This is a genomic window from Kitasatospora sp. NPDC001175, from assembly GCF_053598215.1.
Genome location: NZ_JBSFJU010000001.1, coordinates 336,642 through 361,526, shown reverse-complemented (window position 1 = coordinate 361,526; position 24,885 = coordinate 336,642). Strand labels below are relative to the sequence as shown.

The following is a 24,885-nucleotide window of genomic DNA, read 5'->3' as shown; positions in this document are numbered from 1 at the left end:
GCCGGGCTCCGCCGCGTGTCCGGCGCTGTCAGCCGGGAAGGACGCCGAGCAGCGGGCCGACCCCCGCCAGGTCCTTCGGGCCGCCGCCGGCGCTCAGCGGGCCGGTCAGCGCGGAGCTCTGGACGGGCCTGAGGCCCTGGTCGGGTTCCACCGAGACGCCGTTGTCGAACACATCGGCCCCGGAGTTCGCCCAGGGGTCGAGCCGCAGCTCCTTGGCGGGCTTGAGGGCGTACGTGAGCGCCCCCGTGGTGCCGGCCAGGGCGGGGTCGACCTCGACCTTCTGCAGCTCGGTCGAGGGTTCCGACGGGGCCTTGCCGGTGGTGGCGGGCGCGGCGGAGGCGGCCGGTGCGGCGGAGGCGAGCAGCAGCGCCGCGCCCAGTGCGGTCAACAGACCGGCGCCGGCGGTGATTCGAGGCATGGGGACGAGTCCTTCGGGTCGGTGGGATCGGGTGTTCGGGCCCGGCCGCCGGGAGCGGGGCGGGGTCCAAGCGAACTGCCCCCCGGCCGAGGGCCGAGGGGCAGCTGGGGCACGGCTGGGGAGGTCTCAGCAGTCGCCGCTGGTGGGCGTGGCCTGCGCTTGCCCCATCGGGGCGTCCACGTTGGCGCAGGAGTTGCCGAACGCCGGGTTCAGCAGGCCGACGATGTCGATGGAGTTGCCGCACAGGTTCACCGGGACGTGCACCGGGACCTGGACCGCGTTGCCGGAGAGCACGCCGGGCGAGCCCGCGGCGGCGCCCTCGGCGCCGGCGCTCGCGTTGGCGACACCGGCACCGGCCAGCACCAGGCCGGCGGCGGCGCCGGTCAGGACAGCGGCCTTCTTCACGTTCTGCATGGGGGTCGATCTCCTAGATCACACACGGGAGGGGCGTGCCGCGCCCGGACGGGACCGGGCGCGGCACGGACGCAGCCGACTCGGCCGCGGCCGGTTCAGCCGGCGTTGGCGCAGGAGTTGCCGAACGCCGGGTTGAGCAGGGCGACGATGTCGACGGTGTTGCCGCACAGGTTCACCGGGACGTGCACCGGGACCTGGACCAGGTTGCCGGAGAGCACGCCGGGCGAGCCGGCGGCGGCACCCTGGGCACCCGCGCTGGCGCTGGCGGCACCGGCGGTGCCCAGGACCAGGCCGGCGGCGGCGATCGAGAGAACGGCAACCTTCTTGACGTTGCGCATGGTGGGCTTTCCTCCGTTTGTCTGCCCGACGTCTGACGGTCGGGGTACCGGGCGAATCGGAACCATCGCCCGTTGGTTTTCGGTTGGGCCGTGGCTTTCGTTCACGCGGCCGAAGACGTGCGGGCCGCCCGTGGCTCGGGCGTTTCCCGGCCGCTCTGTTCAGCGCCCCGCCCCCTGTTCTCGCACGGCCGGGAACAGGCGTTCAGCGGGGCATCCGGGGAAGGCCGCGCAGCGGACCGAAATCCGGTGGCGGGCCGCCCTCCTCGGGAGTTCATGGGGCTTGGTGCAGGTTTTTTCTGCGGATCCTGCCTTGGTGAGTGGAGCGTGTTTCGCCAGTAAGAACGACGGGGCGGGCGGTGGGAAACGGGCGGATTTCGCGATCACCCGAACGCCGTTCATTAGTGCCAACGGGTGAATGTGGACGAGGGCGCGCAACCGGACTGTGGAGGTCTCGTTGGGACAGACGCACGCCTGTGCGCTTCCCAGGTCGTGGCCCAATTCCGCGGCGGCGCTTGGAAGATCTGATTCAACGAGGAGACCCAATATGAGCATCAAGAAGGCCGCCGCCGTCGGCGCCGCCGTGGTCGGCATGGTCGCGGCCGGGGCCGGTACCGCCATGGCGAGCGCCGGCGCCGAGGGTGCCGCCACCAACTCCCCCGGTGTCGCCTCCGGCAACAACGTCCAGGTGCCGGTGCACATCCCGCTCAACGTCTGCGGCAACTCGATCGACGTCGTGGGCATCCTGAACCCGGCCTTCGGCAACAACTGCGCGAACGCCGGCTGACACCACCCGCCGACGTCCGGCGCAACCGCCCGGGGACTTCGTGCTTCCTCCGGTCGGTTCGTCACTCGGAGCCGCCACCCTCCGCCTTACCCCTCCTGGGGCGTGCAGGGTGGCGGCTCCGCCGCGTTCCCGGGCGGCCTTGACGGCCTGCGGCGAAGTCCGTTCTGACCCTTGTTGAGCTACTTGTCAGTACCTAACATGTGAGGCCGACTCACCTTCTGCCGTCCGGACTCCCGTACGCCCCCAGGTCCCGGACGGCGGAACACGCTCCATGCTCCGCGCCGTCCGGCGCACGCCGGACGGTCCCCCACCCTCCAAGGAGTCATGCGTGACCAGGTCACACCTGTTAGGTGCGGGCAGATACCGGCCGGCGGCCCTGCTGGCCGCCGCTGGGCTGATCGCGACCTTCACCCTCGCGGGCGCCCCGGGGGCCCTCGCCGCCGCGCCCGCGGCCCCGCACGCCGACAAGCCGGCCGCCATCGTCGCCCTCGGCGACAGCGCCATCTCCGGTGAGGGCGCGGGTACCGACACCAACGACGCCTACGTCTCGGGCACCGACACCCCCACCGACTACTGCCACCGGCACGACAAGTCGGAGATCTTCGTCACCGGACTGCCCGACGTCACCCCGATCGACCTGGCCTGCTCCGGTGCCCAGACCGGCGACCTGGTCAGCGACCCGGAGCTGGCCAAGATCACCGGAGGCGGCAGCGGGGACTTCGGCGAGCCCAAGCAGGACGTCCAACTCGCCGACGTGGCAAGCAGGTACAACGTCAAGATGGTGGTCGTCACGATCGGCGCCAACGACGACTTCGACTTCAGCGGCATCATGCTCGGCTGCCTGGCCCAGTACTTCCCGATCCCCAAGTCGCAGGGCTGCCGCGACACCATCGGCAGCGACGCGATCCGGCAGCGCGCGGTCAAGGTCATCCCCAAGGTGGTGGCCGCGCTGACCAGCGTCCGAGGCGCCATGCGGGGCGCGGGCTATCCGGACTCCTCGTACCAGCTGGTCCACCAGTCCTACTTCACCCCGATCACCCCGGACATCCGGCGCAACGACTACATCGGCAAGATCGCCGATGGCTGCCCGGCCTTCCCCGAGGACCTCGCCTGGGGTCACAACTTGGTGGTGCCCACCTTCAGCGACGCCCTGCGGCAGGCGGCCTCCCAGGTGTCCGGCGTGCGCTACCTGGACCAGCGGCGGGTCAGTTACGGCCACGAGGTCTGCGCGGAGTGGACGAGTTCACCGTACGAGTACGCCAACGGCGACGTCATCGACCTCTCGGAGAAGACCCGCAACGGCTGCGACTCGCAGATCAGCATCCCGGGCGTCTGCATGAACATGGTGCGCCAGTCGTACCACCTGCGGGTGGCCGGCTATGCGGCCGAGGCGCGCTGCCTGGCCCAGTTCTACCAACTGCCGGGCCAGCAGGAGGCGTTCTGCACCCTGAACCAGCAGAACGCCACCTCGATCGAACCGCTGACCCCCGGCCGGCCCTTCCCCGACAAGCCCGAGGACGGCGCCTGGTACCAGCTCACCAACACCGCCACCGGCCAGGTGCTCGACCTCTCGGGCGGCGGGACCTACGGTGACAGCACCAACGGGCGCGGCGCGATCACCTATTCCGCGACCGGCGGGCTGAACCAGTCCTTCGTGCTGGAGGCCAAGCCGGGCGGCAGCTTCGAGCTGGACTTCAGCGGCAACCGCAACATGTGCCTGGACGCCAACGCGGCCTCCACCGCGCCCGGTACCCGGCTGCAGCAGTGGGGCTGCAACGGCGGCGGCAACCAGCGCTGGATCTTCAAGCCGGGCGCCGACGGCAGCTACCGGCTGGCCGACTCCCAGGCCCCGGGCGTGGTCGCCACCGCCTCGAACCAGCTCGACGCCCAGGGCAACCCGCAGGTCGTGCTGGCCGAGGACGCCGGCGCGGCCGCCCAGTCCTGGCAGCTCACCAAGCTCGGCATCGTCTACGTGCACGGCTGAGACCGGCCGGGCGGTCGCACAACTCCTCAAGGGGCGCGGGGAGTGGTGCGACCGCCAGGTGCGTTCGTGGGGCGTCCCGGATTCCGTGCCGTCCGGAGGCGCAGCGCTCCTTTGAGGCGTACGGCCGTCAAGTTCCCCGCACCGCCGGTGAGTTGCCAGCCGGTGCGACGGGTGGTCAGTCGGCCCCGATCCGCGCGGCCAGGCCGTCCGGTAGCGGGTACGGGCGCTCGGCCGGCAGCAGCGCGGATTCCCGTTCGCGCCGCAGCCGTTCGGCGAGCGGCGTCACGTCCGTGATCGAGGTGATCCACCCGCCGACGTAGCGCCGCACCGCCTCGCCCCGCAGTCCGACCTGGAGCGCGCGCCAGGGCAGCGGCTGCAGACCGAGACCCCGCTCCGGATCCCACTGCACCCGCACCGGACTCCTGCGCACCTCGCGCCGCCACTGGTCGCGCGAGCGGTGCACCCGGGAGTCGTACGGGCTGAGCGCGGAGTTGGCCAGTGCCCACTCGAAGCCGTCCCGCCGGATGTCGATCGCCAGGACCCGCTCCTGCCCGGCGCTGCGGGCCCAGTCGCTGCGGTGCATCAGCCACAGGAAGGACGGCTTGATCCAGGTCATCCGCTCCGTCCTGAAAGTCTCGGGGAAGCGCCCGGTTGCGGCGGCCGGCTCGGCGATCTCGGGGGAGAACGCCTGGTAGACCGTGATCGTCTCGTCGGTGTAGGCGGCGCGGATCTGACGGCTCGGCGTGCGCATGGGGCGATCCTTCCCTACCCGCCCGCCCGGCCGCAGGTCTTCAGTCGGGGCCCGGCCCCGTGTCACCCCCGAGAGCGCACCGCCGGCCGGGCGTCCCCCGTCGGCGTGCTCTCCTGGCCGGTCGGACGGCGCCTTCCGCGGTCCGCCTCCGGACAGCCGCCGGCGGCGCTTGTGGCCCCGGTTTTTCAGGGCTGCCACCGGCTGGGCAAGAAACCCTGCGCCGTCACCGAGACGTCGCCGAAAGGTTTCCAGCACCCCTTCTGAACAGGGTGTTTCGCCCATCCCGAGTCCCGGTCGCGGGGCTTCCGAGGCGTGGACAGCCCTGCGATCAACGGCCCTTCTCAAGCAGGATTGCGGTGCAGCAACTCCTACCGGCGTGAGAGACGGACCGGACCATGACGACCTCTGCCCCTGCCTTCCCCGGCTCCCTCGACGGCCCCCGGCTCGCCCGGATCGCCGAGCAGTACGGCACGCCGTCCTGGGTCTACGACGCCGAGCCGATCCGCTCCCAGATCGCCAGGCTGCGCGTCTTCGACCAGATCCGGTTCGCGCAGAAGGCCTGCTCCAACATCCACATCCTGCGGCTGATGCGCGAGCACGGCGTCGCGGTGGACGCCGTCTCGCTCGGTGAGCTGGAGCGCGCCCTGGCCGCCGGGTTCGAGCCCGACGGCCCCGATGAGCCCGTCGTCTTCACCGCCGACCTGCTCGACCGGCCGACCCTGCGCCGGGTGACCGAACTCGGCGTCCCGGTCAACGCGGGCTCGCCGCAGATGCTCGACCAGCTCGGCCGCACCTCCCCCGGCCACCCGGTCTGGATCCGGATCAACCCCGGCTTCGGCCACGGACACAGCCGCAAGACCAACACCGGCGGCGAGCAGAGCAAGCACGGCATCTGGCACGAGCACCTCGCCGAGAGCCTCGCCCTGGTCGACCGGTACGGCCTGGACCTGATCGGCTTCCACATGCACATCGGCTCCGGGGTGGACTACGGCCACCTGGAGGCGGTCTGCGAGACCATGGTCAAGCAGGTCCGGCTGTCCGGCCACGACATCCGCGCCATCTCGGCGGGCGGCGGCCTCTCCGTTCCGTACGCGCCCGGCCAGCCCGAGGTCGACACCGACCGCTACTTCCGGCTCTGGGACTCCGCCCGCCGCGAGCTCGCTGCCGAACTCGGCCACCCGGTACGGCTGGAGATCGAGCCCGGCCGCTTCCTGGTGGCCTCCTCCGGCGTGCTACTGAGCGAGGTGCGGGCGCAGAAGCCGGTCGGCGGCAACCACTTCGTTCTGGTCGACGCGGGCTTCAACGACCTGATGCGGCCCGCGATGTACGGCAGCAGCCACCGGGTCACCGTGCTCGACCCGTCCGGTGAGCCCCGGCTCGCCCAGGGCCGCGACACCGTGCTGGCCGGGCCGCTGTGCGAGTCCGGTGACGTCTTCACCCAGGCCCCGGACGGCGACGTCGAGCCGATCCCGATGCCCGCCGCCGAGATCGGCGACCTGGTGGTCTTCCATGACACCGGCGCGTACGGCGCCAGCATGTCCTCCACCTACAACTCCCGGCCGCTGATCCCGGAGATCCTCACCGACGGCGCCGACACCCGGCTGATCCGCCGCCGCCAGAACGTCGCGGACCTCCTCGCGCTGGAGGCGGACCTTCCCGGATAGGGCGTGCTTCCATGGAGATATGGCCCTGTTCGTCGGCACCTCGGGCTGGCAGTACGACGACTGGCGCGGCCGCCTCTACCCGAAGGAGACGCCGCGGCGGCTCTGGCTGGAGGAGTACGCCCGGCGGTTCGGCACGGTGGAGAACAACAACGCGTTCTACCGGCTGCCACCGCCCGAGACCTTCGCCGAGTGGCGCTCCCGCGTCCCCGACGACTTCGTGATGGCGGTCAAGGCGAGCCGCTACCTCACCCACATCAAGCGCCTGCACGACCCGCAGGAGCCGGTCCAGCGGCTCTGCACGGCCACCACCGGACTCGGCCCGCGGCTCGGCCCGATCCTGCTCCAGCTCCCGCCCACCCTGCGGGCCGACCCCGCACTCCTCGACACCTGCCTCGGCTGCTTCCCGCCCGGCACCCGGGTGGCGGTCGAGATGCGCCACGAGTCCTGGTGGACGCCCGAGATCCGCCACGTCCTCACCCGGCGCGGCGCCGCCCTCTGCTGGGCCGACCGCCGGGCCCGCCCGGTGGCCCCGCTGTGGCGCACCGCCGACTGGGGCTACCTGCGCTTCCACGCCGGCCTCGCGCAGCCCTTCCCCAGGTACGGCAAGCAGTGCCTCACCCACTGGCTGGCCCGGCTGACCGAGTCCTGGCCGGACGACTACGACGACGTCTACGTGTACTTCAACAACGACCTCGGCGGTGCGGCCGTCCTCGACGCGACCGTGTTCGCCGCCGCCGCGGCCTCGGCAGGCCGTACAGTCAGCCGTACCCCTGCCACCGTTCCAGCGAGGTACGCATGATCCGCAGCCGGGTGATCGTCTCGGGCCAGGTCCAGGGCGTGTTCTTCCGCGACACCTGCCGCCAGGTCGCGCAGCGGCACGGCGTGGCCGGCTGGGTGCGCAACCTGCCGGACGGCACCGTCGAGGCCGTCTTCGAGGGCCCGTCCGCGGCCGTCGCCGAACTCCTCAGGTGGGCCCAGCACGGCCCGGAGGCGGCGGTCGTCGACGGAGTCCGCCGGCACGAGGAGGCCCCCGAGGGCCTCATCACCTTCGAGATCCACCCGACCCCCTGGTAGCGGTGCGCGGTTCCCCGCTCCCTCAAGAACCCCGCCTCAGCGGTGCCCGGCCTTCGCCGGCTCCGCCGCGACGACCAGTCCGGTCAGCGGGATCCGCGCCAGGGTGACGGCGGCCACCGCCACCAGCGCGGCCCCCAGCAGCGCGGGCGCCAACCACCAGCCGCCGCGCACCCGTTCGTCGTACAGCGTCACCCCGAGGGCCAGGCTCACCAGCGCGTCCCCGAGAGTCAGCGCGGGTTGCGAGGCCACCAGCGGCCCGGCCTGCATCGCGTTCTCGAACAGGAACAGCGCCGACACGCCCGCCAGCGCGAAGGCGTAGGTCTGCCAGGCCAGGAAGAACGCGGAGACGCCGTCCTCGCCCAGGACGTACATCGCCGACTTCATCAGAGCCGCGGTGAGCGCGTAACCGATCGCCGCCGCCGCACCCAGGCAGCCCGCCCTGACCCGGCCCACCGGACGTCGCAGCGCGACCAGCGACAGCAGGACCACCGCCCCGCCGCAACCGACCAGCGCGGGCACCCAGCGGACCATCGGCGCGTGCGGGACCCCGGCGCTCGGCGACAGCGCGACCATCGCCACCGCCAGACCGGCCACCACGCACCCCACCGCCATCCAGCCACGCGGCGGCATCCGGCGGTGCAGGACCCGGGAGGCGATGATCAACGCCAGCGGCAGCTCGACCACGAACAGCGGCTGGACCACCGTCATCGCCCCGGTGGCCAGCGCCGAGGCCTGGAACACGGCGGCGGCGATCACCGCCAGGATGCCGCCCAGCCAGACCGGGCGCCGCAGCAGGTCCCACATCAGCCCCAGCCGGAACCGCTCCGAGCGCGGCACCGAGAGCGCGGCCACCCGCTGCAGCACCACGGCCAAGGCATTGCTCAAGGCGGCGCACAGCGCGAACAGGACGGGCAGCAGCACCTGCATGCTCCTGTTCTGCTCCCACCCGCCGCGTCCCGCAACCCCGGCCGTTCACGCCGCCCCGGGCCACCCCGGCGCTTCGGCCCGGATCCGGTCCAGATCCAGTGCCAACCCCTGGAGCCAGACCCCGGTGTCGAACAGCAGCAGGCGCCCGGCCGGTACGCCGTCCGCCCCGTCGCCGGGCCGGTCCACCGGCACCGGCCGCGGGCCGGCCCCCGCCAGGCCGCGCGGGTCGGTGCGCAGCCGCTTCTCGTGTTCGGAGCACTCTCGCAGCGGGGCGAGCCGTTCGGCGAGGGCCAGGTACTCGCCGGCCAGCCGGGCCGAGGTCTCGCGCAGTCCGTTGCCGGGCCGTTCACTGACGGATCCGTCCTCGGCCGTCCGGGCACCGAGCAGCCGGTTCGAGCCGCGCACCGCGTGGTGGCCCGCGATGAGCGCGGCCTGCCAGTCGACGCCGTCCGCCCGCAGATCGCCCGGTTCGCTCAGGCACTGGGCGTACGAGGCCTCGGCCAGGGTCAGGGTGTGGATCACCCGGGCCTGGGAGAGCCCGGGTTCCGACCGGTGGCCGGTCACCGCCTGGACCGTGTCGGTGACCGTCGAGGCGATGATCCGCAGCACGGTGGCGACATCGCGCCGCAGCTCGCCGCGCACCCCGTGCGGCCAGGCGAACAGCCCGCACAGCAGACCGATGAGACTGCCGGTGAGGACGGCTACGAACCGGCTCTCGGCCAGCTGCCAGCTCGCCGGCGCCAGCTGGGCGAACACCATGGACACCACCACGGTGAACAGCCCCTGCGCCCAGCCGACTCCCAGCAGCGGCCCGAGCAGGAAGGCCGCCAGCATCACCACGGGCAGGCCGGCCGCGTACGCGCCCCGGTGCTGCCCGATGGCCACCAGCAGGAACGCCGCGGCCAGCGCACCGACCAGGCTGCCGACGAGCGCCCGGCGGACCGTCGCACCGGTCTGGGCGCTACTGGTACGGGTCAGGGTCAGCGCGGCGAGCAGGGCCCAGAAGCCGTGCGGGATGGCGATCACTCCGGTGACCGCCCGCGCCGCCGCCAGACCCAGGCTGGTCCGGGCGGCGTTCTGGAAGAACACGGACCGTCGGCTGAAGTTCCCGGTCAGCCGCAGCCCCCACAGCCGCCAGCCGGGCAGTCGGGCGAACCAGAGCGGACCGGCCGCGAGGTCCGCGGGCAGCTCCCTCCCGCCGGTCGCCACGGTGATCGCCCCCAGCAGGGTCCTGGCCGCCTCCCCGGCCTCCACCAGCGCGGCCTGGCGGAGCATCGCCGCCCGCAGGGCGGCCCGGTCGGCGTGACCCGAGCCGCAGCAGACCCGCTCGCGCCGGAAGTCCCGCAGGGCACCGTCCAGTGCGGACGCGGGTGGTGCCGCGGTCACCGGCCCGGGCGCCCGCAGCGCCTCGGCGGCCCGCCCCACGACCGCGCCGATCCCCGCCAGCAACCGCCGCTCGGTCGCCTCCTGCCCCCAGCCGGGCTGCGGCGACGGCAGGGCCGACAGCCGGGCCAGCAGCTGCCGTACCGAACCACCGGCGTAGGCCAGCGCCCGGTCGTGCCGCGAGGGGCCGGCCGGCCGCTCCGCCGGCGGCACCGTGCCGGGACTCAGCGCCTGGCCCGCCAGGCAGGCCCGCTCCCGCGTGTCCGGCCGCAGGCCCGCCCGGGCGTCCACCCCGCGGGCCAGCTCGTCGGCGCAGCCGGCCGCGACGGCCGTCGCGTCGGCCAGCAGTGTCCGGTACCCGACCGGCGGCGGGTCGCGGAAGAGCAGCACGTTTGCGGCCACCAGCAGCACCACCCCGAGCGTCACCCCGGCGAGCCGCTGCTCCAGGGTCTGCGGTGCGAACGGCGGGAAGCACGGCAGGATGTAGAGCAGGTGCAGCCCGGGAGCCGCCCCGGCGGGCCGCGGCCCGGCCGCCGCCGCGAAGGCCAGCACGAAGCTGACCGCCAGGGTGCCCGCGACGGCCGCCCAGGTGCTGACGGCCAGGAGGGTGCCGGCGGTCACCAGTGCCCACCCGACCGGCAGGGCGCGGGCGATCACCGCCGCCCGCTGCCGCCCGGTGCCGGGGATCCGGGACAGTGAGCCCATCGCCACGGCGGCGAACAGCGCGTAGGTCGCCGTCACCGGCTTCTCCAGCAGGTACAGGCAGGGATAGAAGCCGGCGCAGGCGGCGAGCGTCACCCGCGCCGCGTTCCGCGCGACGGGAGCCGCCGGGGCACTGGAGAGGACGCCGGGAAGCAGCGACCGCACCGCCCCGCCTCCGGGACTTCGACCAGGGGGTGAGCTCTCCATGGGCCTCTGCGCTCCTGCTGCCCCCGCGCTCCAGCATGGCACCGCCCGGATCCCCCCGCACGGTGCGCCGAAAGACCCGTGACAGCCCGGAGCGAACCGCGCGGCCCCGACGTTGCGAGATCACGGAGTGCCCGTCCGGGCCTCCACCCACCGGTATCCCCACGACCCGGGACGAGGACCGAATGTACGTAGTCACCAGCGACCGCCTGCGGCTGCGCCCGCTCTCCACGGCCGACACCGACTGGTGGGTGCGGCTGCACGCCGACCCCGAGGTGGGTCGCTTCGTCGGCAGCTACACCCGGGAGCAGGCCGAAGCCCGGCTGCGCGGCATCGAGGAGCAGTGGGAGCGGCGCGGCCACGGCCTGTGCGCGATCGAACTGGCGGCGACCGGTGAGACGATCGGCCGGGCCGGCCTGTTCTGGTGGGAGCAGTTCGACGAGACCGAGGCCGGCTGGACCCTTGCCCGCGCCCACTGGGGCCACGGCTACGCGACGGAGGCCGCCCGTGCCGTGCTCGACTGGGGCTTCGGCCCCCTCGCGCTGCCCCGGATCACGGCGATGATCCACCACGGCAACCACGGCTCGACCGCCGTCGCCCGACGTCTCGGCTTCACCCCGCTGCGCGAGGACGAACTCGCCGGCCGCCCGCTCACCGTGCACGTCCTGACCCGCACCGGCCACCGCACCGACCGCATCTGACGGCCGGAGAGCTCCGGCCGGCCGTCACGCGCCTGACGGCCCGCCGGAGCTCACGGCCAGACCAGGCAGTACAGCTGGTGCCCCGCCTCGTGCAGCCGGTTGGCGAAGTCCTGCCACTCGTGCAGCATCGTGTAGATCACGAACGCGTCGCGCGGGCCCCGCCGGTCGGGAACGGTGGACCAGATGAAGGCGGCGGCGCCGAGCTCGGTCTCGTCGGCCTTCCGCAGCGGTTCGACCACGGTGTGCGGGAGCTGGACCACGGCGTAGTCGGGGTGGAGCACGACCAGTTCGAGCGGCGGGACCTGGTGGAGCGGGACGCCCTTGATGCCGGTGAGCACCATGGCACTCATGGTCTCCGGCTTGATCTTGGTGGAGAGGTGGCCGTTGGGGGAGCCGCTGGTCTCCATCAGGTCGCCGAGGCGTCCGAGGGAGCCGAGCTCCCCGGCTTCGAGGCCGAGACCGCCCGGGCCGAGCGCGGTCGGGACTCTGGCGGCGGTGGCTCGGTCGGGTGCCCCGAAGTACTTGTAGGTGACCCCCACTCTGCCCTCGCCCCGCCTTCCCCTGCCCGCACCCGTTCCCCCGCCCGCGGCCCCGGTGGACCGGCGGGATGCACCCGCGGCCTCCTCGAAACCGTCCTGCGTCTCGGACACTCGGACCATCCTCACCGGAATTCGCCGGAATCGACAGACCCCCGCACGCTCGGCGTCCTCCGAACGTGCCCCTTACCCGTCCTGCGTCGCCGTACACGCGTCAGCTGCCCCGCGCGCACCTGCGCTGTCCGCACCCGCCGCGGCCGTCGTCCGCGAGAGGTGTCCCGCGCCCTGTGCCGCCTGCACGGCGCGGTGGTAGTACGGATAACCGCACAAACCCTACAAACCCTACAGACCGTACAGGCTGTTCGGCCCATCCGGACGGGATCTCCCGTCAGATCGGCGTCCTGAGCGGGACACCGTCCCTTCCCGCCCGCCGAGGGGAAGGAGGGGCCGTCCGCCGGGGCGGTCGCAGTACACGGATCATCGTTCCAGATGATCGGGCCCGACATGCGGAGGTAAAGGACACGATTTGAGACCATGTCCGGGTGACCAACCCGATGAGCTACCCGTACGAGGCACCTCAGTCCCAGTCGCTGTTCGACCGCGCCTCGGTCGTGACCCCCGGCGGCGTCAACTCCCCGGTGCGCGCCTTCCGCGCCGTCGGCGGCACCCCGCGCTTCATGGTGTCCGGCACCGGCCCCTACCTGACCGACGCAGACGGCCGCGAGTACGTCGACCTGGTGTGCTCCTGGGGGCCGATGATCCTGGGGCACGCGTACCCGGCGGTGATCGACGCCGTCCAGCAGGCGGTGTCCCGCGGCACCTCCTTCGGCACGCCCGGCCAGGGCGAGGTCGAGCTGGCCGAGGAGATCGTGGCCCGGGTGGCCCCGGTCGAGCAGGTCCGGCTGGTGTCGAGCGGCACCGAGGCGACCATGTCGGCGATCCGGCTGGCCCGCGGCTTCACCGGCCGCGCCAAGGTGATCAAGTTCGCCGGCTGCTACCACGGACATGTGGACGCGCTGCTGGCCGCCGCCGGTTCCGGCGTCGCGACCTTCGGCCTGCCGGACACGCCGGGTGTCACCGGAGCCCAGGCGGGTGACACCATCGTCCTGCCCTACAACGACCTGGACGCGGTCCGGGCGGCCTTCGCCGCGCACCCGGGTGAGATCGCCTGTGTGATCACCGAGGCGTCCCCGGGCAACATGGGCGTGGTCCCTCCGCTGCCCGGCTTCAACAAGGGGCTGGCCGAGCTCTGCCGGGCGGCCGGCGCGCTGTTCATCTCGGACGAGGTGATGACCGGCTTCCGCGTCTCCAGGGCGGGCTGGTACGGCCTGGAGGCGGCTCACGAGGGCTGGGCCCCCGACCTGCTCACCTTCGGCAAGGTGATGGGCGGCGGCTTCCCGGCGGCGGCCTTCGGCGGCCGCGCCGACGTGATGGCCCAGCTGGCCCCGGCCGGCCCGGTCTACCAGGCCGGCACCCTCTCCGGTAACCCGGTCGCCACCGCGGCCGGCCTCGCCCAGCTGCGCGGCTGCACCGACGAGGTGTACGCCACCGTCGACCGGGTGGCCGCCGAGGTCTCCGGGCTGGTGGCGGAGGCGCTGGCCAAGGAGGGCGTGGTCCACCGCCTGCAGAAGGCGGGGAACATGTTCTCGGTGTTCTTCACCGACGAGCAGGTCACCAACTACGACGAGGCCAGGCGCCAGCAGGCGTACCGCTTCAACGGCTTCTTCCACTCGATGCTCAGCCAGGGCGTCTACCTGCCGCCGTCGGCGTTCGAGTCCTGGTTCGTCTCGGCCGCGCACGACGAGCGGGCGATCGAGCGGATCGCCGCCGCCCTGCCTGCGGCCGCCCGTGCGGCGGCCCAGGCCCAGCCCACGGAGGGAAGCAAGTGACCAAGGAGACCACCGTCGTCCACCTGATGCGGCACGGCGAGGTGCACAACCCGGAGGGCATCCTGTACGGGCGCCTCCCCGGCTACCACCTCTCGGAGCTGGGCCGGCAGATGGCCGACCGGGTCGCCGACTACGTGGCCGACCGCGACATCACCCACGTGGTGGCCTCGCCGCTGACCCGCGCGCAGGAGACCGCCGAGCCGATCGGCAAGGTGCACGGCCTGGAGGTGGCCGTGGACGAGCGGCTGATCGAGGCGGAGAACGTCTTCGAGGGCAAGACCTTCGGCGTGGGCGACGGATCGCTGCGCAACCCCGCGTACTGGAAGTACCTGACCAACCCGTTCAAGCCGTCCTGGGGCGAGCCGTACCTGGAGCAGGTGGTCCGGATGATGGGCGCGCTCGCCGCGGCCCGGGACGCCGCGCGCGGGCACGAGGCGGTCTGCGTCAGCCACCAGCTGCCGATCTGGATCGTCCGCTCGTTCGCCGAGCGCCGCCGGCTCTGGCACGACCCGCGCCGCCGGCAGTGCTCGCTGGCCTCGCTCACCAGCTTCACCTACGAGGGCGACCGGATCGTCTCGATCGGCTACCGGGAGCCGGCCCGCGACCTGCTGCCGGCCCACCTGGTCGGCAAGGGCGGCAAGGGCAAGCCGGTGGGCAAGAGCTTCGGCGCCTGAGGGCCGGCCCGCTGTTCGGAAGATCCAATCGGACATTGCCCGAAATAAGCGGATCATAAGTGCAGGAACAGCAGGTCAGAGGGGGTCCGGCAGGCAAGGCCGGACCCCCCTGAAACCACCTGAAGTCCCATGCGAAACTTTTCACATGTCTGGGACGCCCCGCCGCCGTATCCGCCTCGCCGCCACCCTCGGCGCCGTCGCCGCACTCGCCCTCACCGGCTGCAGCTCTGGCTCGTCCAGCAGCGGAGGACAGACCGGTTTCGTCAGCGGCAAGGGCGGTCTGGAGACCGCCCCGGCGGCCGACCGCGGGGCGGCCCCGGAAATCTCGGGCAAGACCCTGGACGGCGGCAACGCGTCGCTCGCCGACTTCAAGGGCAAGGTCGTGGTCCTCAACATCTGGGGCTCCTGGTGCGGCCCCTGCCGGGCCGAGGCCGCAGGCCTCCAGGCGGTCTCGCAGAAGTACAAGGACAAGGGCGTCCAGTTCCTGGGCATCAACACCCGTGACACCGACCCGTCCCTCGCGGTGCGCTTCGAGCAGAACTTCGGCGTGACCTACCCGAGCATCTACGACCCCGAGGGCACCCAGATCCTGAAGTTCCCCAAGGGCAGCCTGAACCCGCAGTCGATCCCGACCACGATCATCGTGGACCGCGAGGGCCGGCTCGCCGCCCGGTCGCTGCACGCGATCTCCTCGGACGACCTGGAGTCGCTGCTGCAGCCCGTCGTCGACGAGAAGTCCCAGTGAGCGCGGCCCTCCTCACGCAGGTGCCGCAGGTACCGCTCGCGCTGGGGGAGACCAACGCGACGGTGGCCGGCGGGGCCATCCTGCTCGCAGTCCCGATCGCGCTCGCCGCCGGGCTGGTGTCCTTCTTCTCGCCCTGCGTGCTGCCGCTCGTCCCGGGCTACCTCTCCTACGTCACCGGCTTCTCCGCCGCCGACCTGGCGGACGCCAGGGGCTCGCGGCGCGGCCGGATGCTGCTCGGCTCGCTGCTGTTCGTGCTCGGGTTCAGCGCGGTGTTCGTCTCCGGGGGTGCGCTCTTCGGCTTCTTCGGCCGTACCCTGCTCGACCACCGGCACACCATCAACACCGTGATGGGCGTGGTGACCATCGTGATGGGCCTGGCCTTCATGGGTCTGCTGCCCGGCTTCTCGATGCGCGAACTGCGCTCGCACCGCCGCCCCGCAGTCGGACTGGTGGGCGCACCCCTGCTCGGCATCGTCTTCGGGGTCGGCTGGACGCCCTGCATCGGTCCGACCATGGCCTCGATCCAGACGCTGTCGCTCAGCCAGGCCGACGCCGGGCGCGGTGCGCTGCTGATGTCCATGTACTGCCTCGGCCTCGGCGTACCGTTCATCGTGGCCGCGCTCGCCTTCCGCAAGGCGCTCGGCGCCTTCGGCTGGATCAAAAAGCACTACCAGTGGGTGATGCGGATCGGCGGCGGCATGCTCGTCACGGTCGGCCTGCTGCTGGTCACCGGCGGCTGGGACGCGCTGGTGAACCAGCTCCAGTACGCCACCCAGAACTTCTCGATCGGAATCTGACCCGTGAGCGACACCCGAACCCGCGCACCCGAGGGCCCCGAGGACGTCACCGACGCGGAGGCCGAGCGGCTCAGCAGCGCGCCCGCCGAGACGGACTCGCCGACCGGCATAGGAGTGCTCGGCTGGTTCCGCTGGATGTGGCGTCAGCTGACCTCGATGCGGGTCGCGCTGATCCTGCTGTTCCTGCTCTCGCTGGCCGCCATCCCCGGCTCGCTGATCCCGCAGACCAGCCAGAACTCCTTCAAGGTCGAGACCTGGAAGGCCGCGCACAAGTCGCTCACGCCGATCTACGAGAAGCTCCAGCTGTTCGACGTCTACAGCTCGGTCTGGTTCTCGGCGATCTACATCCTGCTGTTCGTCTCGCTGGCGGGCTGCATCATCCCGCGTACCTGGCAGTTCGTCGGAGTGCTGCGCGCCAAGCCGCCGGCCGCGCCGCGCAACCTCACCCGGATGCCGGTCTACGCGGCCTGGCACACCGACGCCGACCCCGAGGCGGTCAACCGGGCCGCGTACCAGCGCCTGAGGAAGCGCGGCTTCCGGGTGCACATGGAAGAGGCGGGCGCGGTCGCCGCGGAGAAGGGCTATCTGCGCGAGGTCGGCAACCTGCTGTTCCACTTCTCGCTGTTCGCGCTGCTCGCCGGCTTCGCCTGGGCCAGCCTGGCCAGCGGCCAGGGCGGCAAGCTGGTGATCGTGGGCCAGGGCTACTCCAACACCACCACCCAGCTGGACGACTTCACCGGCTCGGCCTTCTACACCAGCGACGACCTGGACCCCTTCGGTTTCAAGCTGGACGGTTTCACCGCCGAGTACCAGACCGGCGGCGACCAGATGGGCACCCCCCGCGAGTACGCGGCGCACATCCGGTACTGGACCGGCTCCGACGAGACCAAGCTGACCAAGGCCGACATCGAGGTCAACCACCCGCTGGAGATCGGCGGCAGCAAGGTCTTCCTGATCGGCCACGGCTACGCCCCGGTGGTCACGGTCAAGAACGCCAAGGGCGAGACCGTGTACGCGGGCCCGACCGCCTTCCTCCCGCAGGACGGCAACCTCACCTCCACCGGTGTCGTCAAGGTCAACGACTACGGCGAGAAGGACGGCAAGAAGACCCAGCTCGGTTTCCAGGGCTACTTCCTGCCGACCGCGCCGGTGAACTTCGAGCAGACCGGGCCGGTCTCGCTCTTCCCGGCCGCGGCCGAGCCGATGCTGGTGCTCACCGCGTACGCGGGAGACCTGGGCACCGACTCCGGCCTGCCGCAGAACGTGTACCAGCTGAACACCCAGCACCTGACCCAGCTGAAGCAGGACGGCGACATCGCCAGGGCCCGGCTGAAGCCCGGTCAGGGCTGGAGCCTCCCGGACGGCTACGGCACCGTCACCTTCGACGGCTACCAGGAGTGGGCCAGCTTCACCGTCTCCCACCGGCCGGGCAACGCGATCGCCCTGACCGGTGCGGTCTGCGCGATCCTCGGTCTGATCGGCTCGCTGTTCGTGCAGCGCCGCCGGATCTGGGTCCGGGCGGTCACCACCCCCGACGGCCGCACCCTGGTCGAGGCCGCCGGACTGGCCAGGAGCGAGTCCGCCAAGATCGCGGAGGAGCTCGCCGAACTCGCCGTCGACCTCCAGGACGACGCCCCGGCGACCGAGTCCGAGTCCGAGTCGGCGACCGAGCCCGGGTCCGAGCCCGCCGCGAAGCCCGAAGCGCGGGCCGAGGACGCGTCGGACGCCGAGGAAGCCCTCACCGCCGAGTCCACCCCCGCTTCGGACGAAGCAGTCGTGTCGGACAAACCGTCAGGCCCCACATCCCCCGCCGACCCGAGCTCCAAGGAGTAGACGGTGCATCTCGCCTCGGGAGTCGACCTCCAGCTGGCCGACCTCTCCAATAAGTTGATCTACTCGGCGATGGCCGTGTACCTGATCGCGATGTTCGCCTACATGTTCGAGTGGACGTTCGGCAGCAAGGGGGCGGTCGCCGTCCGCTCCGTCGAGCAGGCCAGTTTGGCCGAGACCGTGGCGGCCGCGAACGAGCCCGTCAAGGCGGCCAAGCGGGTCACCGTCACGGTCGCCTCGGCGAACGGCGGGACCACCACCCTGACCCGCACCGCACTGGCCGACGCCGGCGCCACCGTGGTCACCAGCGGCCGTGGCGAGGCCGATGCGGTCGACGGCCCGGGCGCCGCCGGCACCAGCGAGAAGGGCGACCTGGTCGGTCGGATGGCCGTCTCGCTGACCGTCCTGGGCGCCCTGCTGCACGCCGGTGCCGTGGTCAGCCGCGGCCTCTCGGTGATGCGCTGGCCGTGGGGCAACATGTACGAGTTCTCCTGCGCCTTCGGCCTCACCATGGTGCTCGCCTACCTGGGTCTGCTGGTCGCCAAGAAGAAGGCCCGCTGGCTCGGCCTGCCGGTCATGCTGGCGGTGCTGCTCACCCTCGGCCTCGCGGTGAGCGTGCTGTACACCGACTCCGAGCAGCTCGTCCCGGCCCTGCACTCCTACTGGCTGGCCATCCACGTCTCCACCGCGATCATCTGCGGCGGCTTCCTGTACGCGGCCTTCGTGACCACCCTGCTCTACCTGGGCAAGGACCGCTACGACCAGCGCGCCGCCGAGGGCCTGACCACCGGTCCGCTGGGCACCCCGGCCTCGGTCTGGCAGCGGCTGCCCGCCGCCTCCTCGCTGGACAGGCTCTCGTACCGGATCAACGCGATGGTCTTCCCGCTGTGGACCTTCACCATCATCGCGGGCGCGATCTGGGCCGAGGCGGCCTGGGGCAAGTACTGGGAGTGGGACCCGAAGGAGACCTGGTCGTTCATCACCTGGGTGGCCTACGCCGCGTACCTGCACGCCCGGGCCACGGCCGGATGGAAGGGCCGGAAGGCGGCCTATTTGGCCCTGTTGGCCTTCAGCTTCTATCTGTTCAACTTCTACGGCGTCAACATCTTCATCACTGGCAAGCACTCCTACGCCGGTGTCGGCTGACCGTCCGTCCCACCCGCCCTGCCGCTCGCTCGGCGGCAGGGCGGTTCGTACCAGTACTTTCCGTTCTCAGTTGTTCTTACCCGTCCCAAGGCCGCGAGGAGGGCCGCACGATGGAGTGCGATGAGGTCATGCTGACCGTCCGAATCACCGCTACGGAGAGAGCCTTGCTCCGTCGGCTCGCGCAGGGCCACCGCAGCGACGTCTCCGAGGTCGTCGCCGACGGGCTGCTGGACGTCCTGCCCACCCTGCACTGCACCGCCGACGCCTACCGCCTGCTCGGCGCACTGACCCAGCCGGCCCCCTGCGCCCAGACCGTCTGGCTCCCCGCCCCGCTGGCCGACCTGCTCGTGCTGGCCGCCGGCCGGGTCGCCCAGTCCACCGGTGTCCGGCTCGACTCCGCCTGCGCCATGCTCGGCGCCGCCGTCCGCCTCTGGCTCTCCCAGGACCCGCAGCGCCTGGCCACCAACCTCGCCGTCATGCACGCCGGGCGCCCGGCGGCGTTGGCCGCCGCCTGAACGCATCCGGGCCGAGCCCCGGACCGGACGACGACGGCGCCCGCCCTGCGGCCGCACTCCTCGGAGTACGGCCGCAGGGCGGGCGCTCGCCACAGGCGGCCTGCAGGACCGTCAGGCGGCCTGCTGCCAGCTGACCGGGGAGAAGTACGCCGGGCGGCGCTCCAGGCGCTGCCAGTTGGCGATCGGCTCGACCACGGCGGTCTGGACGGCGGCGGCCTGGGCGGCGGCCGCACGGGCCATCAGGACGGCGGTGAGGGCGGCCAGTTCCTCGTCGGTGAGGGAGCCGCGGACGATGCGTACGAGGGGTTCGGCGGAAGCGCTCATGGTTGTGGTTTCTCCCCCGGATCAAGAAGTCTGGTGTGGGACCGACGGGCCTGGGCGGCCTGTTACATCGGCGGGTTGCCGTGCTTGCGGCTGGGCAGGTCGGCGTGCTTCGTGCGGAGCATGGCGAGGGCGGAGGCCAGCACGGTGCGGGTCTCGGCGGGGTCGATGACGTCGTCCACGAGGCCGCGCTCGGCCGCGTAGTACGGGTGCATCAGCTCGTCCTTGTACTCCTTGATCTTCTGCGCGCGCATCGCCTCGGGGTCTTCTGCCGCGGCGATGTCCCGGCGGAAGATCACGTTGGCGGCGCCCTCGGCGCCCATCACCGCGATCTCGTTGGTCGGCCAGGCGTAGGACAGGTCCGCGCCGATCGAGCGGGAGTCCATCACGATGTAGGCGCCGCCGTACGCCTTGCGCAGGATCAGCGAGATCCGCGGCACGGTGGCGTTGCAGTACGCGTACAGCAGCTTGGCGCCGTGCCGGATGATGCCGCCGTGCTCCTGGTCCACACCGGGCAGGAAGCCCGGCACGTCCAGCAGGGTGACCAGCGGGATGTTGAACGCGTCGCACATCTGCACGAAACGCGCGGCCTTCTCACTGGAGTTGATGTCGAGCACGCCGGCCAGTGACTGCGGCTGGTTGGCGATGATCCCGGTGACGTGGCCGTCGATCCGCGCCAGCACGCACAGCACGTTGGTCGCCCACCGCTCGTGGACCTCCAGGTACTCGCCGTGGTCGACGACCTCCTCGATGACCTTGCGCATGTCGTACGGGCGGTTGCCGTCCACCGGCACCAGGTCGAGCAGTGCCTCGCAGCGCCGCTCGACCGGGTCGTCGTTCACCGCGGCCGGCGGCATCTCCCGGTTGTTCTGCGGCAGCAGCGACAGCAGGTAGCGCACCTCCTCGATGCACGACTGCTCGTCGTCGTACACGAAGTGCGACACGCCGGAGACACCCGAGTGGACGTCGGCACCGCCGAGCCCGTTCTGGCTGATCTTCTCGCCGGTCACCGCCTGGACCACGTCCGGGCCGGTGATGAACATCTGCGAGGTCTCGCGGACCATGAACACGAAGTCCGTCAGCGCCGGCGAGTACGCCGCACCGCCCGCGCACGGGCCGAGCATCACCGAGATCTGCGGGATGACACCGGAGGCCTTGGTGTTGCGCTGGAAGATGCCGCCGTAGCCGGCCAGCGCGGTGACGCCCTCCTGGATCCGGGCGCCGGCGCCGTCGTTCAGCGAGACCAGCGGCGCGCCGGCCGCGATGGCCATGTCCATGATCTTGTGGATCTTCTGCGCGTGGGCCTCGCCCAGTGCGCCGCCGAAGATCCGGAAGTCATGGGCGTAGGTGAAGACCGTCCGGCCGTGCACGGTGCCCCAGCCGGTGATCACACCGTCGGTGTGCGGCTTCTTCGCCTCCAGGCCGAACCCGCTGGCCCGGTGCCGGCGCAGTGGCTCGACCTCGCGGAACGAGCCCTCGTCCAGCAGCAGATCGATCCGCTCGCGCGCCGTCAGCTTCCCCTTGGCGTGCTGCGCCTCGGTGGCCTTCTCGCTCGGGCCCCGGCGGACCTTCTCCCGGAGATCGTGCAGCTCGGCCACCCGCCCGCGCGCATCGGCCGGGATCTCGGGGATCTCGTCGCCGACCGGCGCCTCGTGCAGAACCGTCATCTCGAACCACTCCAAGTGTGAGGGAACTGTCCGACAGCCGGCCTGCGGTGGCGGCGGCTGCTGCTGCGAACACTTCTTCACCTACGACACTACGAGGGTTCGGGCCCGGGTTTCGGCGTCGATTCCGTACAAGGTCGGGCCCGAGAACATGTGAAAGCCGTACAGAAAGCATGAGCGGCGTACCGCTCACCCATAGCTCGGGGTCGGCTACCGGGGGATGTGGCGGATGATCGGTGTGATGCACCGATTCCGCAGGTCAGCGTGGCAGGCCGGGCGCGCGACGGAGGTTCGGACGGATGTCCGGCGAGGCGGTGCGGGAAGCGGGGGCGGCGCCCGGGAACGCCCTGGCGGCGGCAGCGGATGGTAGGGATGTACCAAAGCGGTGCCCCGCGCCCGAGTGCCGGGCCCGGAGGTCCGAATGGGTGGTTCCCATGGGCCGTCCGCGTGTCGGCACGCCCTGCTCACGGCCCTTGGCCGACCCCTCGCGGGGCGGATCACCGGGGCCGGGACCGGTCAGGCGGGGCCGCCGTCCTCCGGGTGGCCCTTGCGCCGCAGCTCCTCCTCGCGGCGGCACAGGTCAGCCTCCCACCGCCTGAGCATGTCCTCGTGCCGCCGGTCCTCTTTGTGGGGAGTCTCCTTGTCGAGGGAGGCCAGGAACTCGGGGTCGTCGTCCGGGGCCATCGGGCGGGTCCGCCCGGCGCCGTCCGGGCCGCTCGCCGTCCGGGCAGCCGCCCGGCCGCGCCACCTCCCCGCCGCCAGCCAGGCGACCGAGCCGACCAGCGGGAAGAGCAGCACGATGATCACCCAGGCCGCCTTCGGTAGGTGGCGGACCTCCTCCTCGGGAGTGGTCAGGCAGTCGATGAAGGCCCAGATCCACAGGGCGAGCACGAGCAGCGGCGGCAGAATCCTCAGCACAGCGGCGTTCTCCCCCGGGCGATGACAGGTGGGGCCCTCTTTGCGGGCCCAGGCTAGTCGGTGTCGGATACTGACACGTATGGCATACGACGATCTCCGTTCGTTTCTCCGGGCGCTGGAGCGAGAGGGCGACCTCAAGCGCATCAAGGTCGAGGTCGACCCCTATCTGGAGATCGGAGAGATCGTCGACCGCGTGCAGAAGGCCAAGGGCCCGGCGCTGCTCTTCGAGAACGTCAAGGGCTCCTCGATGCCGCTGGCGATGAACGTCTTCGGCACCGAGCGCCGGCTGGCCAAGGCGCTCGGCCTGAAGTCGCCCGACGACATCTCGGAGAAGATCGCCGGACTGCTGAGGCCCGAGCTCCCACAGGGCTTCACCGGCTTCCGGGACGCTTTCGGCAAGCTCGCCTCGATGGCCCACGTGCCGCCGCGCAACGTCAAGGACGCCCCGGTCCAGGAGGTCGTGCTCACCGGCGACGACGTCGACCTGGACCGGCTGCCCGCGCTGTTCACCTGGCCGCTGGACGGCGGCTCCTTCTTCAACCTGGGCCTGACCCACACCAAGGACCCGGACACCGGCATCCGCAACCTCGGCCTGTACCGCCTGCAGCGGCACGACAAGCGGACCGTCGGCATGCACTGGCAGATCCACAAGGACAGCCGCAACCACGCCGCCGTCGCCGCCAGGCGGGGCGAGAAGCTCCCGGTCGCGATCGCCTTCGGCTGCCCGCCCGCCGTCACCTACGCGGCGACCGCCCCGCTGCCCGGCGACATCGACGAGTACCTGTTCGCGGGCTTCGTGGCCGGCGAGCGGGTGCGGATGGTGGACTGCAAGACCGTCCCGCTCCAGGTCCCGGCCGACGCCGAGGTGGTCCTGGAGGGCTGGCTGGAGCCCGGCGAGATGCTGCCGGAGGGCCCGTTCGGCGACCACACCGGCTTCTACACGCCGCAGGAGCCGTTCCCGGCGCTGAGGATCGACTGCGTCACGATGCGCCGCCGGCCGCTGCTGCAGTCGATCGTGGTCGGCCGCCCGCCGACCGAGGACGGACCGCTCGGCAAGTTCACCGAGCGCTTCTTCCTGCCGCTGCTGAAGGTGATCATTCCGGACATCGTCGACTACGACCTGCCCGAGGCCGGCGGCTTCCACAACTGCGTGATCGTCTCGATCGACAAGAAGTACCCCAAGCACGCCCAGAAGGTGATGCACGCCATCTGGGGCGCCCACATGATGTCGCTGACCAAGCTGATCATCGTGGTGGACTCCGACTGCGACGTGCACGACTACCACGAGGTCGCCTGGCGCGCCTTCGGCAACGTCGACTACAGCCGCGACCTCACCGTGGTCGAGGGGCCGGTCGACCATCTGGACCACGCCTCCTACCAGCAGTTCTGGGGCGGGAAGGCGGGTATCGACGCCACCCGCAAGCTCCCCGAGGAGGGCTACACCCGCGACGGCGGTTGGCCCGAGATGGTCAGCTCGGACCCGGCCACCGCCGAACGGGTGACCCGACGCTGGAAGGAGTACGGACTGTGATGAAGCCTGTCACGATGGTGCCGGAGGAGCCCGGGGTCCGTCCCCGCGCTCGCGGGGTCGATCCGGAGTGCGAACTGTGACCACGGCCGCCGTCCCGCAGAGCAAGACCCGGGCCTTCCTCAGGCTGGTGATGATCGAGCACTCGGTCTTCGCCCTGCCCTTCGCGTACATCGCCGCGCTCACCGCGATGTTCCTGGACGACGGCCGGATGCACTGGGCCGAGCTGGTGCTGGTGACCATCTGCATGGTCGGCCTGCGCACCTTCGCGATGGCCGCCAACCGGATCATCGACCGGGAGATCGACGCCCGCAACCCCCGCACCGCGGGCCGCGAGCTGGTCACCGGCGCGGTCTCGGTGCGCACCGCGTACACCGGCTCGGCGATCGCCCTGTTGGTCTTCCTGGGCGCCGCCGCCGCGCTCAACACGCTCTGCCTGGTGCTCGCGCCGATCGCCGTCGTCCCGATGGTGGTCTATCCGTACGGCAAGCGGTTCACCGACTTCCCGCAGGCGATCCTCGGCCTCGCCCAGGCCATGGGCCCGGTCGGCGCCTGGCTGGCCGTCACCGGTACCTGGTCCTGGGACGCGGTCGTGCTCGGCCTCGCCGTCGGCATCTGGATCGGCGGTTTCGACCTGATCTACGCCTGCCAGGACGTCGAATCCGACCGCGCCGACGGGGTCCGCTCGGTGCCCGCCCGCTTCGGCGTCGCCGCCGCGGTGCGGGGCGCCCGGGTCTGCCACCTGGTCACCACCGGTCTGCTGGTCTGGTTCGCCGTCCGCACCCATGCCGGCCCGGCCATGTGGACCGGCCTGGCGGTGGTGGCCGGCGCCTTCGTCTACGAGCACACCATCGTCAGGCCCGGCGACCTCTCCCGGCTCAACCGGGCCTTCTTCAGCACCAACGGCTTCGTCGGCATCTCGCTCTTCGTGTTCGCCCTGCTCGACCTGGTCATCCGGGGTCTGGGCGGCTGACTCCG

25 protein-coding genes are annotated in these 24,885 nt (G+C 71.7%); 15 read left to right on the top strand and 10 right to left on the bottom strand.

Annotated elements, in window-relative coordinates:
• Positions 1–28: 28 nt before the first annotated feature.
• The 3 genes from ACWDAK_RS01675 to ACWDAK_RS01665 all read right to left on the bottom strand — a co-directional run bounded on the left by ACWDAK_RS01675 (position 29) and on the right by ACWDAK_RS01665 (position 1,170).
• Complete coding sequence (locus tag ACWDAK_RS01675) at positions 29–418, bottom strand: hypothetical protein (RefSeq protein WP_344634912.1); 390 nt, start codon at positions 416–418, stop codon at positions 29–31.
• 126 nt (positions 419–544) lie between these two features.
• The gene (locus tag ACWDAK_RS01670) at positions 545–832 is read right to left on the bottom strand and encodes a chaplin (protein ID WP_344634911.1); all 288 of its coding nucleotides are present in this window, start codon (positions 830–832) and stop codon (positions 545–547) included.
• 95 nt (positions 833–927) lie between these two features.
• Entirely contained in the window at positions 928–1,170 is a 243-nt protein-coding gene (locus tag ACWDAK_RS01665) for a chaplin (RefSeq protein ID WP_344634910.1), read from the bottom strand.
• A 544-nt stretch (positions 1,171–1,714) separates the two neighbouring features.
• Between ACWDAK_RS01665 and ACWDAK_RS01660 the strand changes: the two genes are divergently transcribed.
• Positions 1,715–1,954: a chaplin gene (locus ACWDAK_RS01660; protein WP_344634909.1), complete on the top strand. Its 240-nt coding sequence runs from the start codon at positions 1,715–1,717 to the stop codon at positions 1,952–1,954.
• Between the two features lie 328 nt (positions 1,955–2,282).
• The gene (locus tag ACWDAK_RS01655; protein ID WP_427394655.1) at positions 2,283–3,938 is read left to right on the top strand and encodes an RICIN domain-containing protein; all 1,656 of its coding nucleotides are present in this window, start codon (positions 2,283–2,285) and stop codon (positions 3,936–3,938) included.
• Between the two features lie 175 nt (positions 3,939–4,113).
• On the opposite strand, the gene ACWDAK_RS01650 is transcribed toward ACWDAK_RS01655, so the two are convergent.
• Positions 4,114–4,689: a DUF4291 domain-containing protein gene (locus ACWDAK_RS01650; RefSeq protein ID WP_427394656.1), complete on the bottom strand. Its 576-nt coding sequence runs from the start codon at positions 4,687–4,689 to the stop codon at positions 4,114–4,116.
• 395 nt (positions 4,690–5,084) lie between these two features.
• On the opposite strand from ACWDAK_RS01650, the gene lysA reads away from it, so the two are divergent.
• Genes lysA through ACWDAK_RS01635 form a run of 3 tightly spaced genes read left to right on the top strand, consistent with a single transcriptional unit; the run spans position 5,085 to position 7,427 of the window.
• Complete coding sequence (lysA, locus tag ACWDAK_RS01645) at positions 5,085–6,353, top strand: diaminopimelate decarboxylase (RefSeq protein ID WP_344634906.1); 1,269 nt, start codon at positions 5,085–5,087, stop codon at positions 6,351–6,353.
• A gap of 19 nt (positions 6,354–6,372) precedes the next feature.
• Positions 6,373–7,152 carry a DUF72 domain-containing protein gene (locus ACWDAK_RS01640; RefSeq protein ID WP_344634905.1) on the top strand — a complete coding sequence of 260 codons (780 nt, stop codon included), beginning with the start codon at positions 6,373–6,375 and terminating at the stop codon, positions 7,150–7,152.
• Positions 7,149–7,427 carry an acylphosphatase gene (locus ACWDAK_RS01635; protein WP_344634904.1) on the top strand — a complete coding sequence of 93 codons (279 nt, stop codon included), beginning with the start codon at positions 7,149–7,151 and terminating at the stop codon, positions 7,425–7,427. Before ACWDAK_RS01640 ends, ACWDAK_RS01635 begins: the two co-directional genes overlap by 4 nt.
• 36 nt (positions 7,428–7,463) lie before the next feature.
• On the opposite strand, the gene ACWDAK_RS01630 is transcribed toward ACWDAK_RS01635, so the two are convergent.
• Complete coding sequence (locus ACWDAK_RS01630) at positions 7,464–8,354, bottom strand: DMT family transporter (protein ID WP_344634903.1); 891 nt, start codon at positions 8,352–8,354, stop codon at positions 7,464–7,466.
• A gap of 45 nt (positions 8,355–8,399) precedes the next feature.
• Complete coding sequence (locus tag ACWDAK_RS01625) at positions 8,400–10,604, bottom strand: FUSC family protein (RefSeq protein ID WP_344634902.1); 2,205 nt, start codon at positions 10,602–10,604, stop codon at positions 8,400–8,402.
• Between the two features lie 224 nt (positions 10,605–10,828).
• Here ACWDAK_RS01625 and ACWDAK_RS01620 point away from each other — a divergent pair, with 224 nt between their 5' ends.
• Entirely contained in the window at positions 10,829–11,344 is a 516-nt protein-coding gene (locus ACWDAK_RS01620) for a GNAT family N-acetyltransferase (protein WP_427394657.1), read from the top strand.
• Between the two features lie 50 nt (positions 11,345–11,394).
• Here ACWDAK_RS01620 and ACWDAK_RS01615 read toward each other — a convergent pair whose 3' ends face one another.
• Positions 11,395–12,003, bottom strand: a complete 609-nt coding sequence (locus ACWDAK_RS01615) for a hypothetical protein (RefSeq protein WP_425557532.1) — start codon at positions 12,001–12,003, stop codon at positions 11,395–11,397.
• Between the two features lie 431 nt (positions 12,004–12,434).
• Between ACWDAK_RS01615 and hemL the strand changes: the two genes are divergently transcribed.
• The 7 genes from hemL to ACWDAK_RS01580 all read left to right on the top strand — a co-directional run bounded on the left by hemL (position 12,435) and on the right by ACWDAK_RS01580 (position 19,476).
• Positions 12,435–13,769 (top strand): glutamate-1-semialdehyde 2,1-aminomutase, encoded by a 1,335-nt coding sequence (gene hemL, locus ACWDAK_RS01610; RefSeq protein ID WP_427394659.1) that lies wholly within the window; start codon positions 12,435–12,437, stop codon positions 13,767–13,769.
• A 26-nt stretch (positions 13,770–13,795) separates the two neighbouring features.
• Positions 13,796–14,443 (top strand): histidine phosphatase family protein, encoded by a 648-nt coding sequence (locus tag ACWDAK_RS01605; protein WP_344635095.1) that lies wholly within the window; start codon positions 13,796–13,798, stop codon positions 14,441–14,443.
• A 145-nt stretch (positions 14,444–14,588) separates the two neighbouring features.
• Complete coding sequence (locus tag ACWDAK_RS01600) at positions 14,589–15,188, top strand: TlpA family protein disulfide reductase (protein ID WP_344634900.1); 600 nt, start codon at positions 14,589–14,591, stop codon at positions 15,186–15,188.
• The gene (locus tag ACWDAK_RS01595; protein WP_344634899.1) at positions 15,185–15,985 is read left to right on the top strand and encodes a cytochrome c biogenesis CcdA family protein; all 801 of its coding nucleotides are present in this window, start codon (positions 15,185–15,187) and stop codon (positions 15,983–15,985) included. Before ACWDAK_RS01600 ends, ACWDAK_RS01595 begins: the two co-directional genes overlap by 4 nt.
• A 3-nt stretch (positions 15,986–15,988) precedes the next feature.
• Positions 15,989–17,818 carry a cytochrome c biogenesis protein ResB gene (locus ACWDAK_RS01590; protein WP_427394658.1) on the top strand — a complete coding sequence of 610 codons (1,830 nt, stop codon included), beginning with the start codon at positions 15,989–15,991 and terminating at the stop codon, positions 17,816–17,818.
• A 3-nt stretch (positions 17,819–17,821) separates the two neighbouring features.
• Complete coding sequence (gene ccsB, locus ACWDAK_RS01585) at positions 17,822–18,961, top strand: c-type cytochrome biogenesis protein CcsB (RefSeq protein WP_344634897.1); 1,140 nt, start codon at positions 17,822–17,824, stop codon at positions 18,959–18,961.
• 164 nt (positions 18,962–19,125) lie between these two features.
• Positions 19,126–19,476 carry a hypothetical protein gene (locus ACWDAK_RS01580; protein WP_344634896.1) on the top strand — a complete coding sequence of 117 codons (351 nt, stop codon included), beginning with the start codon at positions 19,126–19,128 and terminating at the stop codon, positions 19,474–19,476.
• 111 nt (positions 19,477–19,587) lie between these two features.
• On the opposite strand, the gene ACWDAK_RS01575 is transcribed toward ACWDAK_RS01580, so the two are convergent.
• The 3 genes from ACWDAK_RS01575 to ACWDAK_RS01565 all read right to left on the bottom strand — a co-directional run bounded on the left by ACWDAK_RS01575 (position 19,588) and on the right by ACWDAK_RS01565 (position 22,379).
• On the bottom strand, positions 19,588–19,800 hold the full coding sequence (locus ACWDAK_RS01575) for an acyl-CoA carboxylase subunit epsilon (RefSeq protein ID WP_344634895.1): 213 nt from the start codon (positions 19,798–19,800) through the stop codon (positions 19,588–19,590).
• 62 nt (positions 19,801–19,862) lie between these two features.
• A complete protein-coding gene (locus ACWDAK_RS01570; protein WP_344634894.1) occupies positions 19,863–21,464 on the bottom strand; it encodes an acyl-CoA carboxylase subunit beta in 1,602 nt (533 codons plus the stop codon).
• 513 nt (positions 21,465–21,977) lie between these two features.
• Positions 21,978–22,379: a PLD nuclease N-terminal domain-containing protein gene (locus tag ACWDAK_RS01565; protein WP_344634893.1), complete on the bottom strand. Its 402-nt coding sequence runs from the start codon at positions 22,377–22,379 to the stop codon at positions 21,978–21,980.
• A 79-nt stretch (positions 22,380–22,458) separates the two neighbouring features.
• Between ACWDAK_RS01565 and ACWDAK_RS01560 the strand changes: the two genes are divergently transcribed.
• Positions 22,459–23,910 carry a menaquinone biosynthesis decarboxylase gene (locus ACWDAK_RS01560; RefSeq protein ID WP_427392802.1) on the top strand — a complete coding sequence of 484 codons (1,452 nt, stop codon included), beginning with the start codon at positions 22,459–22,461 and terminating at the stop codon, positions 23,908–23,910.
• A 67-nt stretch (positions 23,911–23,977) separates the two neighbouring features.
• Positions 23,978–24,880: a menaquinone biosynthesis prenyltransferase MqnP gene (mqnP, locus tag ACWDAK_RS01555; protein ID WP_425557531.1), complete on the top strand. Its 903-nt coding sequence runs from the start codon at positions 23,978–23,980 to the stop codon at positions 24,878–24,880.
• Positions 24,881–24,885 lie beyond the last annotated feature (5 nt).

Bases quoted from the DNA above. Each gene is read 5' to 3' on its own strand.
- ACWDAK_RS01650 (WP_427394656.1), bottom strand. From the start codon at position 4,689: ATGCGCACGCCGAGCCGTCAGATCCGCGCCGCCTACACCGACGAGACG.
- ACWDAK_RS01605 (WP_344635095.1), top strand. From the start codon at position 13,796: ATGCGGCACGGCGAGGTGCACAACCCGGAGGGCATCCTGTACGGGCGC.
- ACWDAK_RS01600 (WP_344634900.1), top strand. From the start codon at position 14,589: ATGTCTGGGACGCCCCGCCGCCGTATCCGCCTCGCCGCCACCCTCGGC.
- hemL (WP_427394659.1), top strand. From the start codon at position 12,435: ATGAGCTACCCGTACGAGGCACCTCAGTCCCAGTCGCTGTTCGACCGC.
- ACWDAK_RS01670 (WP_344634911.1), bottom strand. From the start codon at position 832: ATGCAGAACGTGAAGAAGGCCGCTGTCCTGACCGGCGCCGCCGCCGGC.
- ACWDAK_RS01675 (WP_344634912.1), bottom strand. From the start codon at position 418: ATGCCTCGAATCACCGCCGGCGCCGGTCTGTTGACCGCACTGGGCGCG.
- lysA (WP_344634906.1), top strand. From the start codon at position 5,085: ATGACGACCTCTGCCCCTGCCTTCCCCGGCTCCCTCGACGGCCCCCGG.
- ACWDAK_RS01635 (WP_344634904.1), top strand. From the start codon at position 7,149: ATGATCCGCAGCCGGGTGATCGTCTCGGGCCAGGTCCAGGGCGTGTTC.
- ACWDAK_RS01560 (WP_427392802.1), top strand. From the start codon at position 22,459: ATGGCATACGACGATCTCCGTTCGTTTCTCCGGGCGCTGGAGCGAGAG.
- ACWDAK_RS01620 (WP_427394657.1), top strand. From the start codon at position 10,829: ATGTACGTAGTCACCAGCGACCGCCTGCGGCTGCGCCCGCTCTCCACG.
- ACWDAK_RS01630 (WP_344634903.1), bottom strand. From the start codon at position 8,354: ATGCAGGTGCTGCTGCCCGTCCTGTTCGCGCTGTGCGCCGCCTTGAGC.
- ACWDAK_RS01665 (WP_344634910.1), bottom strand. From the start codon at position 1,170: ATGCGCAACGTCAAGAAGGTTGCCGTTCTCTCGATCGCCGCCGCCGGC.
- ACWDAK_RS01575 (WP_344634895.1), bottom strand. From the start codon at position 19,800: ATGAGCGCTTCCGCCGAACCCCTCGTACGCATCGTCCGCGGCTCCCTC.
- ACWDAK_RS01615 (WP_425557532.1), bottom strand. From the start codon at position 12,003: ATGGTCCGAGTGTCCGAGACGCAGGACGGTTTCGAGGAGGCCGCGGGT.
- ACWDAK_RS01660 (WP_344634909.1), top strand. From the start codon at position 1,715: ATGAGCATCAAGAAGGCCGCCGCCGTCGGCGCCGCCGTGGTCGGCATG.
- ACWDAK_RS01570 (WP_344634894.1), bottom strand. From the start codon at position 21,464: ATGACGGTTCTGCACGAGGCGCCGGTCGGCGACGAGATCCCCGAGATC.
- ACWDAK_RS01640 (WP_344634905.1), top strand. From the start codon at position 6,373: ATGGCCCTGTTCGTCGGCACCTCGGGCTGGCAGTACGACGACTGGCGC.